This window comes from Brevundimonas subvibrioides (assembly GCF_027271155.1).
In the GTDB taxonomy this organism is placed as follows: domain Bacteria; phylum Pseudomonadota; class Alphaproteobacteria; order Caulobacterales; family Caulobacteraceae; genus Brevundimonas; species Brevundimonas subvibrioides_D.
Genome location: NZ_CP114542.1, coordinates 1,643,183 through 1,659,402, shown reverse-complemented (window position 1 = coordinate 1,659,402; position 16,220 = coordinate 1,643,183). Strand labels below are relative to the sequence as shown.

Annotated in this window: 22 protein-coding genes and 1 tRNA gene; 3 read left to right on the top strand and 20 right to left on the bottom strand. The window is 67.1% G+C overall.

The genetic code is table 11. The annotated features are described in order from the left end of the window. Positions 1-29 precede the first annotated feature (29 nt). Both O3139_RS08380 and O3139_RS08375 read left to right on the top strand, forming a co-directional pair. Positions 30-281 carry a transglycosylase gene (locus O3139_RS08380; RefSeq protein WP_269513484.1) on the top strand — a complete coding sequence of 84 codons (252 nt, stop codon included), beginning with the start codon at positions 30-32 and terminating at the stop codon, positions 279-281. After that, a complete protein-coding gene (locus O3139_RS08375) occupies positions 281-505 on the top strand; it encodes a DUF2842 domain-containing protein (protein ID WP_269513483.1) in 225 nt (74 codons plus the stop codon). The genes O3139_RS08380 and O3139_RS08375 overlap by 1 nt, the downstream gene beginning before the upstream one ends. Before the next feature lie 70 nt (positions 506-575). Here O3139_RS08375 and O3139_RS08370 read toward each other — a convergent pair. The 7 genes from O3139_RS08370 to O3139_RS08340 form a co-directional block, all read right to left on the bottom strand. Continuing rightward, positions 576-652: transfer RNA gene (locus tag O3139_RS08370), tRNA-Pro, on the bottom strand. Positions 653-713: 61 nt separating this feature from the next. Continuing rightward, the gene (locus O3139_RS08365; RefSeq protein ID WP_269513482.1) at positions 714-1,142 is read right to left on the bottom strand and encodes a MerR family transcriptional regulator; all 429 of its coding nucleotides are present in this window, start codon (positions 1,140-1,142) and stop codon (positions 714-716) included. Next, positions 1,142-1,450: an integration host factor subunit alpha gene (locus O3139_RS08360; RefSeq protein WP_269513481.1), complete on the bottom strand. Its 309-nt coding sequence runs from the start codon at positions 1,448-1,450 to the stop codon at positions 1,142-1,144. The genes O3139_RS08365 and O3139_RS08360 overlap by 1 nt, the downstream gene beginning before the upstream one ends. A gap of 93 nt (positions 1,451-1,543) precedes the next feature. Then, positions 1,544-2,521, bottom strand: a complete 978-nt coding sequence (locus O3139_RS08355) for a beta-ketoacyl-ACP synthase III (protein WP_269513480.1) — start codon at positions 2,519-2,521, stop codon at positions 1,544-1,546. Beyond that, positions 2,518-3,564, bottom strand: coding sequence for a phosphate acyltransferase PlsX (plsX, locus tag O3139_RS08350; protein WP_269516443.1), 1,047 nt, complete (start codon positions 3,562-3,564; stop codon positions 2,518-2,520). The genes O3139_RS08355 and plsX overlap by 4 nt, the downstream gene beginning before the upstream one ends. A gap of 129 nt (positions 3,565-3,693) precedes the next feature. Then, entirely contained in the window at positions 3,694-4,224 is a 531-nt protein-coding gene (locus tag O3139_RS08345; protein WP_269513479.1) for a YceD family protein, read from the bottom strand. Continuing rightward, complete coding sequence (locus tag O3139_RS08340; RefSeq protein ID WP_269513478.1) at positions 4,221-4,760, bottom strand: ubiquinol-cytochrome C chaperone family protein; 540 nt, start codon at positions 4,758-4,760, stop codon at positions 4,221-4,223. The genes O3139_RS08345 and O3139_RS08340 overlap by 4 nt, the downstream gene beginning before the upstream one ends. Positions 4,761-4,849: 89 nt before the next feature. On the opposite strand from O3139_RS08340, the gene O3139_RS08335 reads away from it, so the two are divergent. Beyond that, positions 4,850-5,329, top strand: coding sequence for an outer membrane protein assembly factor BamE (locus tag O3139_RS08335; RefSeq protein ID WP_269513477.1), 480 nt, complete (start codon positions 4,850-4,852; stop codon positions 5,327-5,329). A gap of 102 nt (positions 5,330-5,431) precedes the next feature. Here O3139_RS08335 and O3139_RS08330 read toward each other — a convergent pair whose 3' ends face one another. From O3139_RS08330 to hemA, 13 genes are all read right to left on the bottom strand, one after another. After that, positions 5,432-7,579, bottom strand: coding sequence for a sodium-translocating pyrophosphatase (locus O3139_RS08330; RefSeq protein WP_269513476.1), 2,148 nt, complete (start codon positions 7,577-7,579; stop codon positions 5,432-5,434). A 184-nt stretch (positions 7,580-7,763) separates the two neighbouring features. After that, a complete protein-coding gene (locus tag O3139_RS08325) occupies positions 7,764-8,189 on the bottom strand; it encodes a hypothetical protein (protein WP_269513475.1) in 426 nt (141 codons plus the stop codon). A gap of 37 nt (positions 8,190-8,226) precedes the next feature. Continuing rightward, positions 8,227-9,216 carry a thiamine-phosphate kinase gene (thiL, locus tag O3139_RS08320; protein ID WP_269513474.1) on the bottom strand — a complete coding sequence of 330 codons (990 nt, stop codon included), beginning with the start codon at positions 9,214-9,216 and terminating at the stop codon, positions 8,227-8,229. A gap of 4 nt (positions 9,217-9,220) precedes the next feature. Then, complete coding sequence (gene nusB / locus O3139_RS08315) at positions 9,221-9,751, bottom strand: transcription antitermination factor NusB (protein WP_269513472.1); 531 nt, start codon at positions 9,749-9,751, stop codon at positions 9,221-9,223. Further along, positions 9,748-10,209, bottom strand: a complete 462-nt coding sequence (ribH, locus tag O3139_RS08310) for a 6,7-dimethyl-8-ribityllumazine synthase (RefSeq protein ID WP_269516442.1) — start codon at positions 10,207-10,209, stop codon at positions 9,748-9,750. Before ribH ends, nusB begins: the two co-directional genes overlap by 4 nt. Further along, positions 10,206-11,342: a 3,4-dihydroxy-2-butanone-4-phosphate synthase gene (gene ribB / locus O3139_RS08305; protein ID WP_269513470.1), complete on the bottom strand. Its 1,137-nt coding sequence runs from the start codon at positions 11,340-11,342 to the stop codon at positions 10,206-10,208. The genes ribH and ribB overlap by 4 nt, the downstream gene beginning before the upstream one ends. Further along, on the bottom strand, positions 11,339-11,929 hold the full coding sequence (locus O3139_RS08300; protein WP_269513469.1) for a riboflavin synthase: 591 nt from the start codon (positions 11,927-11,929) through the stop codon (positions 11,339-11,341). Before O3139_RS08300 ends, ribB begins: the two co-directional genes overlap by 4 nt. Before the next feature lie 3 nt (positions 11,930-11,932). After that, entirely contained in the window at positions 11,933-12,565 is a 633-nt protein-coding gene (locus O3139_RS08295) for a RibD family protein (RefSeq protein ID WP_269513468.1), read from the bottom strand. After that, a complete protein-coding gene (gene nrdR, locus O3139_RS08290; protein WP_013269296.1) occupies positions 12,565-13,041 on the bottom strand; it encodes a transcriptional regulator NrdR in 477 nt (158 codons plus the stop codon). The genes O3139_RS08295 and nrdR overlap by 1 nt, the downstream gene beginning before the upstream one ends. A 9-nt stretch (positions 13,042-13,050) precedes the next feature. Then, positions 13,051-14,346 carry a serine hydroxymethyltransferase gene (gene glyA, locus O3139_RS08285; RefSeq protein ID WP_269513466.1) on the bottom strand — a complete coding sequence of 432 codons (1,296 nt, stop codon included), beginning with the start codon at positions 14,344-14,346 and terminating at the stop codon, positions 13,051-13,053. A 65-nt stretch (positions 14,347-14,411) separates the two neighbouring features. Next, a complete protein-coding gene (locus tag O3139_RS08280) occupies positions 14,412-14,594 on the bottom strand; it encodes a DUF6898 family protein (RefSeq protein WP_269513465.1) in 183 nt (60 codons plus the stop codon). Further along, positions 14,591-14,959, bottom strand: coding sequence for a hypothetical protein (locus O3139_RS08275; RefSeq protein WP_269513464.1), 369 nt, complete (start codon positions 14,957-14,959; stop codon positions 14,591-14,593). Before O3139_RS08275 ends, O3139_RS08280 begins: the two co-directional genes overlap by 4 nt. A gap of 28 nt (positions 14,960-14,987) precedes the next feature. Beyond that, entirely contained in the window at positions 14,988-16,214 is a 1,227-nt protein-coding gene (hemA, locus tag O3139_RS08270) for a 5-aminolevulinate synthase (RefSeq protein ID WP_269513463.1), read from the bottom strand. Between the last annotated feature and the right edge of the window lie 6 nt (positions 16,215-16,220).

The window sequence follows — 16,220 nt, the reverse complement described above, 5'->3', positions numbered from 1 at the left end:
GACCGGTGAGTGCGCTTCAGGAGATGGCCTTGGAATATGCCGATATCGTCGTGGCCGTGGTGGGCGTGTTCGCCGTGGCCTGGATCGCCGACTTGCTGACCGGTCGGCGTGGCCTGTTCGCGGCGTCGCTCGTCGCCGGCACCGGGGCGGCCTGCGGCTGGTTCCTGGCCGTGCGCGTCTTCGACGCGGCGACGATGGATGATTTTGTCTGGACGGCCTGGGCGGTCGGCGGGTCGGTTCTGGCCCTGATCGCCTTTTATCTGTTCCGGAACACACGCTGATGGGCCTTCGCACCCGCAGGGCCGTGGCCTCGCTCGGCATCGTCGCCTTCCTGACCTTCTACGTCTGGGCCGTCGTCAGCCTTGGCGCACGCCTGCCCGAGCATCCACTGGTGCATCTGCTGTTCTACGGGATCGCCGGCACGGCCTGGGGCATTCCCCTGCTGCCCCTGCTGAGCTGGGCGGAAGGTCGCCCGTTCGGGAGTGGCCGGTCGAAACCGGACTGAACTGAGCTGGCCCGAGGGTGAGCCATCATGCCGCGCGCGGCAGGCTTATGAAAACCGGGTCAAGGGAAGATGGTCGGAGCGACAGGATTCGAACCTGCGACCCCTTGACCCCCAGTCAAGTGCGCTACCAGGCTGCGCCACGCTCCGAGAGGCCGGTCCTATAGCGGGGGGTTCGCCTCCCCGCAAACCCTAAAAGTCGCAATCGTGTTCAGGCCGCCAGAACGGCGTCGAGCCGGGCTCTGGCCCGTTCCAGGTCGGCCAGGACAGCGCGCAGCCGATCGCTCCGATCGGTCGAAATCGCGGACGGTTCGCTGTCGGTTCTTTCGACGCCGGCGGTGGCTTCGACGTCCATGATGAAGGCGGCATCGGGATCGCCATAGGCGGCCAGGCGGGCGAGCCCCTGGTCCTTGTGCAGCCGCTGCACGCCCCTGATGGTCAGGCCCTCGTCGTGAAGCAGTCGGCGGATCGCCTTCAGCACCACGACATCCTGGGGCCGATAGAAGCGCCGGCCACCGGCCCGCTTGACCGGCGTCACGAAGGCGAACTTCGTTTCCCAGAACCGCAAGACGTGCTGCGGCGCGCCGACTTCCTCGGCGGCCTCGGAGATCGATCGAAAGGCGTTGGGGCTCTTGGCCATCAGCCGCCGTTCACCGCGCCGTGCACGCGTGACTTCATGATCTGGCTCGCCCGGAAGCTGATCACGCGGCGCGGATTGATCGCGGCCGGTTCGCCGGTTTTCGGATTGCGACCCATGCGGGCGCGCTTTTCGCGGACCTGGAACACGCCGAATCCGGACAGCTTGACGGTCTGGCCCTGCTCCAGGCTCTCGACGATCAGCTCCAGCGTGCGCTCGACCAGGGTCGAGCACTCCTGCCGCGACAGGCCGACTTCATCGACCACGGCCTCACACAGGTCCGCGCGGGTCAAGGTCTGCTGTTCACCCAAGGCCTGATCCCCTTACTCCGACGCCCAGCCCGGCATCGTTCCCATGCATCATAAAGGGGGAAAACGCCGCGAAGTCAAAGCACGCAGGGATCGCTACAATCGAAAGGCGCAGGCCCCCCAGGTCAGACCGCCGCCCATGGCTTCCAGCAGGACCAGATCGCCGCGCCTGATGCGTCCGTCCCGGATCGCCGTGTCCAGGGCCAACGGGATGGAGGCGGCCGATGTGTTGGCATGCAGGGCCACGGTCGAGATCACCTTGTTCTCGTCCAGACCCAGCCGGTCGCCGACGCCCTTGATGATGCGCTGATTGGCCTGGTGCGGCACGAACCAGTCGACCTCGGGCACGGTGATGCCGGAGGCTTCACAGGCCGCCGTGATGGCCTCGGCGATATTGACGACCGCGTGACGGAAGACCTGATTGCCCGCCATCCGCAGATGCCCGACCGTGCCGGTGCTGGACGGTCCGCCGTCGACATACAGAAGGTCGGTCTTGGTCCCGTCGGCGCGCAGGGCGAACCCCAGCAGCCCCTGATCGGCGGACGTCCCCTGCCCCTCCCTCGGCTCGACCACGATAGCTCCCGCCCCGTCGCCGAACAGGACGCAGGTCGTCCGGTCGGTCCAGTCCATCAGGCGCGTCATCTCTTCCGCCCCGATGACCAGGGCGCATTTCGACAGGCCGCGCGCGACGAATCCGTCGGCGACACTCAGCGCATAGACGAAGCCCGAACAGACGGCCTGGACGTCGAACGCGATACAGACCGGCGCGCCCAGCTTGCGCTGCACGATCGCCGCGGTGGCGGGAAAGGTCATGTCGGGCGTCGTCGTCGCCACGATGATCATGTCGACATCGGCCGGCGTCCGCCCGGCGTCGGCCAGGGCGCGTCGCGCGGCCTCGGTCGCCAGGTCGCTGGTCGGCTCGTCGTCCCGCGCCTTGTGCCGCTGGCGGATACCGGTGCGCTCGATGATCCATTCATCAGAGGTGTCGACCGTCTTCGACAGTTCGTCATTGGTGACGATCTGGTCGGGCAGATAGGAACCGACGCCGGTCACGGCGCTGCGGATGACGCTCACGATACAGTCTCTTCTCGCGGGGAGGCGGAAACGGGGGGAAGATTGTCCAGCACGCTGCCGAGGCGACCGAGATTGGCCCCCACGGTCGTCATATAGTCGCTCCGGGCCAGATCGACCGCGATACGGATGGCGTTGCCGAACCCCTTGGCATCGGCCCCGCCGTGACTCTTCACCACAATGCCGTTCAAACCCAGCAGGGGGCCGCCATTGATCGCACTTGGGTCGATCTTGCGACCCATGGCCTTGAGCGCCGGCATGGCGATCAGGGCCCCTGCCCTGGCCTGCAGGCTGGACGTCAGCGCTTCCTTCAGCAGGGCCGAGATGAACCGCGCCACGCCCTCGGCGGTCTTCAGGGCGATGTTGCCGGTGAAGCCGTCGGTCACGACCACGTCCACCGTGCCCCTGGCGATATCGTCGCCCTCCACGAAGCCGTGATAGTTCAGACCCAGACCGCCCTGGCGCAGGATACGCGACGCCTCGCGGACCTCCTCATGGCCCTTGATGTCTTCCGATCCGACATTGAGTAGCCCGACCGTCGGGCGGTCCACCCCATGAACCGCGCGATGGAAGGCCTCGCCCATGATGGCGAACTCGATCAGCTGCTCGGCATCGCTCTCGATATTGGCCCCCACGTCCAACACGGCCGTGACGCCGCGCAGCGTCGGCCAGCTGGCGACGATGGCGGGACGTTCCAGACCCGCCGCCGCCATGCGCAGGATCAGCTTGGAGATCGCCATCAGCGCCCCCGTATTGCCCGCAGAGACAATGGCCCCGGCCTCACCGGTCTTCACCGCCTCGATGGCGTTCCACAGGCTGGAGCCCTTGCCGCGTCGCATGGCCTGGGCCGGCTTTTCGTCCGAGGCGACCTTCTTGTCGGTGTGCCGCACGTCGCAAACATCTGCCGAGACGTTGAGGCGGGTCATCTCGGCCCGGATCGCGGCCTCGTCACCGTGCAACAGGAAACGCACACCCTCGCCACCGTGACGACGGATGTAATCCCGGATTCCGCCGACGACGACGGGTGGGCCATGGTCGCCACCCATGGCGTCCAGAGAGATCAGCGTGGGGGCTGGCAAGGGCTCGTTCGCTCCGGGCGCGCGTCAGGGCGGCGCTCATCTTGTGGCGTTCAGGATACCGTCACGCCGCCGGGATGCAACGGGGACGACGCAGGGTCAGCTTTTTCCCGGATCGTCCGGCAGCTTGAAGGCCTTCAGCACTGCGAAAGGCGAGATTTCGGCCGGTTCCTCGGGCTGCACGAACTCTGCGCCCGGCTTTCTGGGAAAGGGGTCGAGCGCCAGGGCAAACTGTTCCACCGCATATTGGCCCAGATCGATTCGCTCATCCTCGATGACATCGGGCGCATCGTCGTCCAGCGAGACCTCCACCTCCACCTCGTCCGGCTCTTGAGCGTGCGCTTCGACCAGGTCGATGGAGAATCGTTCGTCGATCCGGACCGGCAGGGGCTCCAGCGTGATGCCGCACACCTGCTCGGCAACCGCCGTCACGCGCCCCGACAGGGTCCATCCGCCTCTGGAAGGCGCGACACTCAGCTCTGCGTCAAAGCTGGAGAGCGTCGCCAGGTCCAGCGCCTTCACGATCCGCGCCCGTGCCGCCTCGTCCGGCACCAGGTGCCGCGTCAGCCCCGTGCCGATCTCGTTGAGTCGCACGACCTCGCTGAAGGGCAGGATGCGCCCGGGGTTCATGCTGCGATCTCCGGCCACTGCGGAGCCGTCAGCACGGTCTCCATAGGCTGCGCGGCAAGACGCGCACGGGCGGCCAGCGCATAGGCGGCCAGCCCCCGGGCGATCCCGGCCTCGGGGCTCTCATAGACATTGCGGGCCAGGCCGGTGGCCAGGGTGTCGGCGTCCTCGGCGCGGATCGCCGGTTCATAGGCGGTCATGCGGCCGTACAGGGCCTCACCCAGCTTGCGCATCTTCTTGGCCATGGTGACGTCGTGAACGCCCAGCTCGCGCAGGGAGTTGTCGAGCGCCGACACATAGACGTCGAACAGGTCCTGACCGGCCTCGGCCCCGGTCTGGGTGTTCGGCGCGGGCTCCTCGCGCAGCCGCATGACCAGCAGAAGGACATGCAGCGTATAGAGCTCGAATCGCGCATCGATCTGATCGGTGACGCCGAGGTCGCGATAGAATTCGGATTGCCGTGCCTGGGCGACCGCGGCCTCATACAGGGCCAGACCGGGACGGGTGCGCTCGCGCGATCGGAACAGGTTCTTCAGCATGGTCAGCGGCCCCTTTTCTGCCGCGCCGTTGAACTAGGACGCGGGTCCGGTTAGGTCAAAGACCTTGTTTCGTCGCAGGCGCCCGCTCCATGCATAAAATCGTCGCTCGTCTGGCTGTCGTTTCGGCCCTCGCCGCCCTCGCCGGGGCCTGTGCGCCCGTCGTCGGCCTGCAGGGGTTTCAGGTCGTGGACGTCAAGCCTGCGGACATAAAGGTCGGCGAGGACACCAAGGAAACCGTCGTCGCCCAGCTCGGTTCGCCCTCGGCCGTGTCCACCTTCGAAGACAACATCTGGTACTATATCTCCCAGACGACCGAGCGTTACACCTACAACATCCCGCAGATCTCGCAGCGCACGGTGACGGCCATCACCTTCAACGAGACGGACGACAAGGTCGCCGAGGTTCGCAGCCTCGGTCTGGAGGACGGCCAGCAGATCGCCATGGCCCGCCGCGAGACCCCGACCCGCGGCCGTCAGCTGACGGTTCTGGAACAGCTTCTGGGCAACGTCGGCCGCGGCCAGCTGCCGCGCACCGAGGAAAACGTCCCCGGCCAGCGCCGCCCGGACTGACCGCTTCACCTGCAAACGGAAAAAGGCCCCGGAGAGCGATCTCCGGGGCCTTTTCCTTTTGTCTCCTCCCCGCGCCAGAGGCGTGGGGAGGAGAAGCGATGATCAGCCGATGCTTCCGCTCGCCAGCACCGCCAGCAGCAGCAGGGCCACGATGTTGGTGATCTTGATCATCGGGTTCACCGCCGGGCCGGACGTGTCCTTGTAGGGATCGCCGACCGTGTCGCCGGTCACCGCGGCCTTGTGCGCCTCGGAACCCTTGCCGTGGACGACGCCGTTCTTGTCGGTGAAGCCTTCCTCGATCACCTTCTTGGCATTGTCCCAGGCCCCGCCGCCCGAGGTCATCGAGATGGCCACGAACAGGCCGGTCACGATCACGCCCATCAGCATGGCCCCCAGAGAGGCGAACGCATTGGCCTTGTCTGATATGAACAGGATCGCCACGAACAGCACGATCGGCGACAGCACCGGAAGCAGTGAGGGAACGATCATCTCGCGGATCGCCGCCTTGGTCAGGATGTCGACGGCCCGGCCGTACTCCGGCTTGACCTGATAGGTCATGATCCCGGGGTTCTCGCGGAACTGGCGACGCACCTCCTCGACGACCGATTCGGCCGCGCGGCCCACCGCCATCATCGACATCCCGCCGAACAGGAAGGGCAGAAGCCCCCCGAACAACAGGCCGACGACGACATAGGGGTTGGTCAGGTCGAAGGTGACCGCACCCATATTGGCGAAGAACGGATAGTCCGCCGGATTGGCTGCGAAATACTGCAGGTCCGACGTATAGGCCGCGAACAGCACCAGCGCGCCGAGGCCCGCCGATCCGATCGCATAGCCCTTGGTCACGGCCTTGGTGGTATTGCCCACCGCATCCAGGGCATCGGTGACGTGCCGCACATCGGCCGGCAGACCCGCCATTTCAGCAATGCCGCCAGCGTTGTCGGTCACGGGACCGAAGGCGTCCAGCGCCACGATCATGCCCGCCACGCCCAGCATGGTCGTGGTGGCGATGGCGATGCCGAACAGGCCCGCCAGCTGGAAGCTGACGATGATGCCGACGATGATCGTCAGCGCCGGCAGTGCGGTCGCCTCCAGGGAGACGGCCAGACCCTGGATCACATTGGTGCCGTGGCCCGACACCGAAGCATTGGCCACCGACCGAACCGGCCGGAAGTTCGAGCCCGTGTAGTACTCCGTCACCACCACGATCGCGGCGGTCACGGCCAGACCGACCAGCCCCGACAGGAACAGGTTCATCGGCTCGATCTGCAGACCGCCCGTGGTCACGACCGGCCCGGTCACCAGGGTGTTGATGACCCAGTAGACGGCGCCGATGGACAGCACCCCGGTCACGATCAGGCCCTGATACAGGGCCCCCATGATGTTCTGGCTCTTGCCCAGACGCACGAAGAACGACCCGATGATCGAGGTCACGATACAGATGCCGCAGATGGCGAGCGGCAGCAGCATCATCACGTCCACATAGGGCTGGCCGCGGAAGAAGATGGCCGCCAGCACCATGGTGGCGACCGTCGTCACCGCATAGGTTTCGAACAGGTCGGCGGCCATGCCGGCGCAGTCGCCGACGTTGTCGCCCACATTGTCGGCGATGGTTGCGGCATTGCGGGGATCATCCTCCGGGATGCCGGCCTCGACCTTGCCCACCATGTCGCCGCCCACGTCGGCGCCCTTGGTGAAGATGCCGCCGCCCAGACGCGCGAAGATGGAGATCAGCGACGCACCGAAGCCGAGTGCCACCAGACCGTCGATGACCTCGCGCCCCGTCGCCTCGAGACCCAGAACCTGGGTCAGCACGGCGTAATAGCCTGCGACGCCCAGCAGCGCCCCTCCGGCGACGAACATGCCGGTGATCGCTCCGGACCGGAACGCCAGGTCCAGACCCTTGGACAGGCTCTGTGACGCGGCATGCGCCGTCCTCACATTGGCCCGTACCGAGATCAACATTCCGGCGAACCCGGCCAGGCCGGACAGAACGGCCCCGATCACGAAGCCGATGGCAGCATATTGACCAATCAGCAGCCAGGCGGCGATCAGGATGACCACCCCGACCATGGCGATGGTCGTGTATTGCCGGTTCAGATAGGCGGAGGCGCCTTCCTGAATGGCGGCCGCGATCTCTCGCATCTTGTCGTTGCCGGTTTCGGCCTTCATCAGACTGGCGGTCTGGACGAGCCCGTAAAGGACCCCCAGCGCGCCGGCGGCTATCACTAGCCACAGATAGTTCGTCATTGGCGTTTCCATACCTAATGCATTGGGCGCGCGGCCCTTGGCGCGGCGGGCGTTTCCGCCTCTGTCCGCCTTCCGGTTCCCCCGTGCGCAGTGTGGACGCATGATCGCGCCCTTCGGGAAGTGCCCCGAAAGCTTACAACTGCGGCGGACCGACGCAACCGGCCATTTCAGTGAAAGTCGGCGATCAGGCCCGACGCATGCCCGTGCGGCGGCGGGGCGTCTGCAACGCTACCTCGGCCCGGACGATCGCCCCTGCACCCGATATCCGTGGCGCGACCCGCATGAGCAGGGCGCTGATGGCAGCCGTATCGACAACGGCCCAGTCGTTTTGCACCACGAAAGGCGTCACATGCGCGGCCTTGACCAGGGCATCGCGATAGTAAGGTTCCTTGGCCCGCACCTGTTCGGGCGTTTGACCTGCGCCGAGGGTCAGTCGGACGGTGACGAAGACGTAGTTGCGAATGCGCCCGTCGACAATGATCGGCAGGCCGACCGCGGTGATGTTCTGTGGCGGGGTTTCTGCGGGTGCGTCCTCGGACGCGGCCGCCGATCCGGCAGCCGTCGCCGCAATGGCCAGGGTCCCGAGCGCGAAGAGGTCTCTGCGAAGCATGGTCCCTAAATGCGCACAGATCGATTAGGATTCCGTTTCAGTCGTGGGTCCAGCCGGCCCGGTCGATCGTGACCGGCTGCCCGAGATAGCGCACCGCGACCCCGCTGCCCGCGACCACTTCGCCGATGCGGGTCAGGCGCAGATGCAGGCGATCCGCCTCCTTCTTGAGTTTCGCCTCGTCCAGTGGATGGACGCTCAGCGCCATCTCGTAATCATCGCCGCCCGTCACCAGATCTGCCAGCGCGGCTTGGGGATCGATGCGCGCATCCAGCCATGTCCGCCCGGCGGCCGACACCGGCGTGGCCTCCAGATCGAGCATGATCCCGACGCCGCTCGCCTCCGCGATGTGCCCCAGATCAGCAATCAGTCCGTCCGAAATGTCCACGGCCGCCGTCGGCAGCCCTCGCACCGCCTGGCCGAAATCGACGCGCGGCACGGGTCGGCGATAATGCTCCGCCAGGTCCGCAATCCGCTCGGGCTCCAGCGACAACCGCCCCTGCGCCGCCTTCAGGCCCAGCCAGCCATCTCCGATCGTGCCGGTGACATAGATCGCGTGTCCGGGCCTGGCACCCGATCGCGCGACGGCCTGCCCCCTGGGCACCCAGCCCAACATCGTCACGGAGAACGAGGCAGGGCCCGGCGTCGCGACCGTGTCCCCACCCAGCAGGAAAATGCCGAACCCGGCCTGATCCCGCTTCAGCCCGGCCGCGAACGCCTCCCGCTCCGGCCATCCGCAGCGCGGGGACCAGTGACAGGCCAGCAGGTAACCGAACGGCTCCGCCCCCTTGGCCGCCAGATCCGACAGATTCACCCGCAGCAGCTTCTGCGCCACCTGATCCAGCGGATCGTCGGGCAGGAAATGCACGCCTTCCACGATCGCGTCCTTGGTCAGGACCAGATCGAACCCGGCGCGCGAGGGCAGCACCGCCACATCGTCCATCAGGCCGCGCGCATGGTCCGGGTGCGCCAGGGGAACCAGCAGCCTGCGGATCGTCTCGAACTCGCCGGCGGCGTCGAGCCCGGTCATGGACCTAGGCCCTGGGCCGCACGTCGCGGGCCACGCCGTCCAGGGCCGCATTGACGAACCGGGCCTCTGCCTCGTCGAAGAAGGCCTTGGCCAGCTCGACATATTCGTCGATCACGATCTCTTTCGGCACATCGGTCTTGTGCGCCAGTTCCCAGGCCCCGCACCGCAGCAGGGCCCGCAGCGTCGCGTCCAGCCGTTCCATCCGCCAGTTGGAGGCCAGCCTCGCCTTGACCGACGAATCGATCTCGCGCTGGCTGTGGATCACGCCGCGCACGACGTCGGCGAAATAGGCCTCGTCCGCCTCGGCCAGCGGCTCGCCCTCGATGTCGGCGTCGAAGCGGTGGTTGGAGAATTCGGTGATGACGGTCTCGACCCCCTCCCCGGCCAGTTCCATCTGGTACAGGGCCTGGACCGCCGCCAGACGCGCCACCGTGCGCGCCCGGCGCTGGCGGCTGGTCAGCTGCGGTTCGGCCTGGGCCCGTTCGGTCTCGGCCAGCTGGGCCAGCACGGCCTGGATGGAGTTGGGTTCGGTCATGCGCCGAGCCCTAGGCGCAATCGCTTCTTCAAGGCAATCAGATCCACGCACGCTCGCGCCGCCCCGCCGCCCTTGTCGCCCTCGGACGCACGCGCGCGCGCCCAGGCCTGGGCTTCGTCCTCGACCGTCAGGATGCCGTTGCCGATGATCAGGCCCCTGATCCCGAGATCCATGATGCCAGCCGCCGACTGATCAGACACGATCTCGAAATGATAGGTCTCGCCCCGGATCACACAGCCCAGGGCGACATAGCCGTCATAGCGCGGTGCCGTCGGGTATTTCCCGGCCTCCTGGGCCAGGGCAATCGCCGGCGGGATCTCCAGCGCGCCGGGCACGGTGACGACGTCGAACGCCACACCCTGTGACGTCAGCGCGTCCCTGGCGCCCTCCAGCAGGGCATCGGCCAGCTCGTCGTAAAAGCGCGCCTCGACGATCAGGACGCGGATGGGTTCGCTCAGGATTGGTCTTCTCCGTCCATGTCACGCCAGCCGACGATGCGCAGGCCATAGCCTTCGATGGCGGCAGGCTCGGGGCGTGTGGAGGACATGACGATCATGTCCCTGACACCGAGGTCCAGCAGGATCTGCGCCCCCACGCCATAATTCCGCAACGACCGGTCGAGGGCCGTCGGCCTGTCCACGCCCGCCAGCCGTTCGGCCAGACCCTGCAGTGTCGGATCGCGCAGGAACACGACCACGCCGGGACCGTCATGCCGGGTGATCGTCTTCAACGCATCCGGGATATAGCTTTGCCGTTCCTCGACATGACCCAGCAGGTCGGCGGCAAAATCGACCTGGTGCATCCGGACCAAAGTCGGTCTGTCCGGGTCGATGCGTCCGTGGACCAGGGCGACATGCTCGGCACCCTCGATCGTGTTCCGGTACAGCATCAGGCGGAAGGGTCCGCCGTGGACGCTCTCGAACGGCTGATCCATGACCCGCTCGACGAACCGCTCGGTGCGGCGGCGATAGGCGATCAGATCGGCGATGGTGCCGATCTTCAGTCCGTGCAGCTGGGCGAACCCGATCAGGTCCGGCAGCCGCGCCATGGTCCCGTCTTCGTTCATGATCTCGCAGATCACGCCCGCCGGCGTCAGGCCCGCCATCCGGCTGATGTCCACCGCCGCCTCGGTATGGCCGGTGCGGACCAGCACCCCGCCGTCGCGCGCCACCAGCGGAAACACGTGGCCGGGCGATACGATGTCATCGGCGGTCTTGGTCGGATCGGACGCCACCTGCACCGTCCGCGCCCGGTCGGCCGCGCTGATGCCGGTCGTCACGCCTTCCGCCGCCTCGATCGAGACGGTGAAGGCGGTCGTCATGCTCTCGCGATTCTCGGCCGCCATCGGCGGCAGACGCAGCTGCTTCGCCCGCTCTGCCGTGATGGCCAGGCAGATCAGGCCGCGCGCGTGGCGGGCCATGAAGTTGATCTGGTCCGGCGTGGCGAACTGGGCCGGGATGATGACGTCGCCCTCGTTCTCGCGGTCCTCGGCATCCACCAGGATGTAGGGCCGTCCGTTGCGGGCATCCTCCAGGATGTCCTCGATCGGGCTGATCGGGCTGTCGGGGTTGCTGGCGGCCAGGTGCATCATGCCGTCTCCTGCCACCGCGCGAGGTATCGCGCCAGCATGTCGATTTCCAGGTTCACCCGGTCGCCGACCAGCAGCCGCCCCAGCGTCGTCGCCTCCCAGGTGTGGGGGATGATGTTCACACCGAACCGCTGCCCGTCCACGCTGTTCACCGTCAGGGACACGCCGTCCACGGTGATCGACCCCTTGGCCGCGATGAACCGGTGCAGCGGCGCGGGGGCCTCGATCGTCACACGATGCGAGCCGCCCTCCGGCGTGATCCCGATCACGGTCCCCAGCCCGTCGACGTGGCCCGAGACGATATGCCCGCCCAGTTCGTCGCCGACCTTCGTCGCCCGCTCCAGATTGACCGGTGTGCCGGCGGCCCAGCGCCCGAGAGTGGTCTTGTCCAGGGTCTCGCCCGACACCTCGACCGCAAACCAGCCCTCACCCTTTTCGACAACGGTCAGACAGCAGCCCGCATGGCTGATCGAGGCACCGAGGTCGATGCCGGACACGTCCCAGGCCGTCTCGACCTCATAACGCCGATCGCGCGCCGTCGGGGCGACCGAGCGGACCCGGCCGATGTCGGTGATGATGCCTGTGAACACGGTTCAAGCCTTCTCGTAACGTTCCCACAGGTCGTCACCCATGGGCTCCGCCGCAAGGCGTCGATAGCGCGGCGCATGCGCCAGTCGTGCCAGGGCCAGGGCCGCCACGCCCGGACGACCGTCGCCGCCCAGCAGGATCGGGGCCCGGAACCATTCGATGGCATCGACCACGCCGGCGGTCACGAAACAGGCCGCGACCCGGCCCCCGCCCTCGATCATCAGCGACGTCACCCCGCGCTCCGCCAGGGTCTGCAGCACGGCATCAACCGTGGGCCGTCCCTGGCCGTCGCCCGCCACCCGGACGATTTCGGCCTCGCCGATCACGACAGGCTCGCGCGTGGTCAGGATGAGGGTTCCTGCCCTGGCCAGCCGGGCGAACGGCGGCGTCCGCAGCCGGCTGTCCAGCACGACTCGCAGCGGATCGGTGCCCGTTTCACCGTCCGGCAGCCGCACCGTCAGCCGTGGATCGTCGGCCAGAACCGTCTCCACCCCGACCAGGACCGCGTCATGCGCGGCCCTCAGCCGATGCCCCTGCTCGCGCGCCTGCGGGCCGGTGATCCACTGGCTTTCGCCCGTCGATGTGCCGATGCGCCCGTCCAGCGACGTGGCGACCTTCCAGGTGATCCGGGGCCGCATCAGGTCCTCGACGGTCCCTGATCGTCGTCCAGCCCCTCGTCGCCAAGGAACCGCGCGAAGTCGCCGGTCGCCCGGAAGTCCTTGTAGACCGAGGCGTAGCGGACATAGGCCACCTCATCGACGCCCTTCAGCGCCTTCATGATGAAGTCCCCCACGACACTGGACGGGATCTCGGTCTCGCCCAGGCTCTCCAGCTGGCGCACGATCCGCGAGACCATCTGCTCGACCTGTTCAGGCTGGATCGGCCGCTTCCGCAGCGCAATCGCCAGCGATCGCTCCAGCTTGTCCCGGTCGAACGGCGTCCGCCGCCCGTTCCGCTTCAGGATCACCAGCTCGCGCAGCTGGACCCGCTCGAAGGTGGTGAAGCGCCCGTTGCAGTTCGGACAGGACCGGCGGCGCCGGATGGCCGCGCCGTCGTCCGACGGGCGGCTGTCCTTCACCTGGCTGTCCATATTGCCGCAGAACGGGCACTTCATGCGAAAACCCTATCCGTAGATCGGGAAGCGGCCGGTGAGCTCGCGCACCTTGCCGGCAACCTCGGCGATCACGGCCGGATCGGCCTCGTCCCCGCCGTTCATCGACGAGACGACGTCGGCGATCCAGTGACCGACCTGCTGGAACTCGGCCACGCCAAACCCGCGCGTCGTTCCCGCCGGGGTCCCCAGCCGCACGCCCGAGGTCACGGTGAAGGGCGCGGTGTCGAACGGCACGCCGTTCTTGTTGCAGGTCATCAGGGCGTGTTCCAGCTGCAGCTCGGTCGCCTTGCCCGTCACGCCCTTGGGCCGCAGATCGACCAGCATCAGGTGGCTGTCGGTGCCGCCCGACACGATCGCCAGACCCCGCTCGACCAGCACGGCCGCCAGCGCCTGGGCATTCAGCACGACCTGTTTCGCATAGGCCTTGAACTCGGGCTTCAGCGCCTCGCCGAAGGCCACGGCCTTGGCGGCGATCACATGCTCCAGCGGTCCGCCCTGAAGGCCGGGGAAGACGGCCGAGTTGATCTTCTTGCCGATCTCCACGTCGTTGGACAGGATCAGGCCACCGCGCGGTCCACGCAGCGTCTTGTGCGTCGTCGTCGTCACGATGTGGGCGTGCGGCACCGGGTTCGGATAGACGCCGCCGGCCACCAGACCCGCATAGTGGGCCATGTCGACCATCAGGTATGCGCCCACGCTGTCGGCGATCTCGCGGAACCGCGCGAAGTCGATGTGACGGCTGTAGGCCGAGGCCCCCGCCACGATCAGCTTCGGCTTTTCCTTAAGCGCCATCTCGGCAACGTGGTCATAGTCGATCAGGTGGGTGTCCTCGGTCACCTTGTAGGTCACCGGCCGGAACCACTTGCCCGACTGGTTGGCCGGGCTGCCGTGGGTCAGGTGCCCGCCGGCCGCCAGATCCATGCCCAGGAAGGTGTCGCCCGGCTGCAACAGGGCAAAGAACACCGCCTGGTTCGCCTGCGCCCCCGAGTGCGGCTGGACATTGGCGAAGGCCGCGCCGAACAGTTCCCTGGCCCGCGCGCGCGCCAGATCCTCGGTCACATCGACATATTCGCAGCCGCCATAGTAACGACGGCCCGGATAGCCCTCGGCGTATTTGTTGGTCAGAACGCTGCCCTGCGCCTCCAGCACCGCCTTTGAGACGATGTTTTCGGACGCGATCAGCTCGATCTGTTCCTGCTGGCGGTGCAGCTCGCCGGTGATGGCGTTGAAGACATCCGGATCGCTCTGCGCCAGACCGCGCGAGAAACAGGCGTCATGGATGAAATGAGCGGTCACGGGCGGCATCCGGGGCTGGCGGAACGGGAGGGCCCCTATCTAGTCCCGACCGCCGTTAGCCACAACATCTTGTGTCAGGACGCGGCGATCAGACGCCTGAGCTTGGCTATGGCCAGCCGCTCGACCGCCTTGGGCTCGGCAGCCGGTCCCACGGCCGTCGCCTCGATACCCGTGGCAACGTGAACGGCCGTGACCTTCAGATAGACGCCATTGCGGCTGGACTCGACGATGACCTCTCCGAGATTTTCGTCCGTCACAGGCGCTTGAGATCCTGCAGCATTTCGACCGTGTCGAGTTCGCCATTCCAGTACCCGATAAGCGTCGCCTCGTTCAGCCTGATCCAGGCCTGGACGAGCTTCAGACTGGCGTTGTCCAACTGCCCCTCGATCAAGGTCGGTGTGGGCCGAATACCGACGACCGCCAGGTCATCGACGTCGATCCGATCGCCAGGCGTCCGGCTGACCTTTATGCGAGCATCATGGCGCGCATTGCCACGATTGCTGACCCAGACCACCATCGGCAGGCCCGTATGCTTCGGACGCAGGTTCGACATCAGGAAGACGTCATCCTCCTCTGCCGGCGCACCCGAGATTGGCTGATGGGCGTTCATAGCCTCCAGCATACCGCACATCCTGCGCGATCGGAAACGGCTACGCTGCGACCGGCATCCGGGCGACGTTGCAGTGGGTCCACAGCCTGTCCATGGCCGTGACCAGGGCGTCCATCATGGCGTCGTCGTGGTTGGGCGAGGGGGTGAAGCGCAGGCGCTCGGTGCCCTTGGGCACGGTCGGATAGTTGATCGGCTGGACATAGATGCCGTGCTCTTCCAGCAGCATGTCCGAGATCATCTTGGCGTGGACCGGATCGCCGACGAAGACCGGCACGATATGGCTCTCGGACGGCATGACCGGGATGCCGGCCTCGGCGAAGCGGCGCTTCAGGGTCGCGGCCCGCTCCTGATGGGCGTCGCGCAGTTCGGGGTGGGTCTTCAGGTGCCGGACCGAGGCCAGGGCTCCTGCGGTCAGCGCCGGCGGCAGGGAGGTGGTGAAGATGAAGCCCGAGGCCCAGCTGCGGACCGCATCCACGATCACGGCATCGGCGGCGATATAGCCCCCCATCACGCCGATGGCCTTGCCCAGGGTGCATTCGACGATGTCGATGCCGTCCAGCACCCCGTCCCGCTCGGCCACGCCCGCGCCGGTCGCGCCGTACAGGCCGACCGCGTGGACCTCGTCCAGATAGGTCAGGGCCCCGTATTTCCGGGCCAGGGCGATGGTGCCCGCCAGGTCGGCGATGTCGCCGTCCATCGAATAGACGCTCTCGAACGCCACCAGCTTGGGCGCATCGGCCGGGGCCGCGGCCAGCAGGGTCTCCAGATGCGCCAGGTCGTTGTGCCGGAAGACATGCCGCTCGCAGCCGCCGTTCCGGATGCCCGCGATCATCGAGGCGTGGTTCAGGCTGTCGGAGAAGATGATCAGACCGGGCAGGATCTTCTGCAGCGTCGTCAGCGTCGCCTCATTGGCCACATAGCCCGAGGTGAACAGCAGGGCCGCTTCCTTCCGGTGCCAGGACGCCAGCTCGGCCTCCAGATCCACCGCCGAGCGCGTCGTGCCACTGATGTTGCGCGTGCCGCCGGCCCCGGCGCCCACGGCGTCCAGCTCGGCCGCCATGGCCTCCAGCACGGCCGGGTGCTGGCCCATGCCGAGGTAGTCGTTGGAGCACCAGATCACACAGTCCTGCCCGGACCCGTCCGCGCGACGCCGCACGGCCTTGGGGAACTGTCCGCGCACCCGCTTCAGATCGGCAAAGACCCGATAGCGGCCCTCGTCCCTGACCTGATCGACGGCGGACTGGAATGCGGCGGTGTAGTCGAACACGGCTGG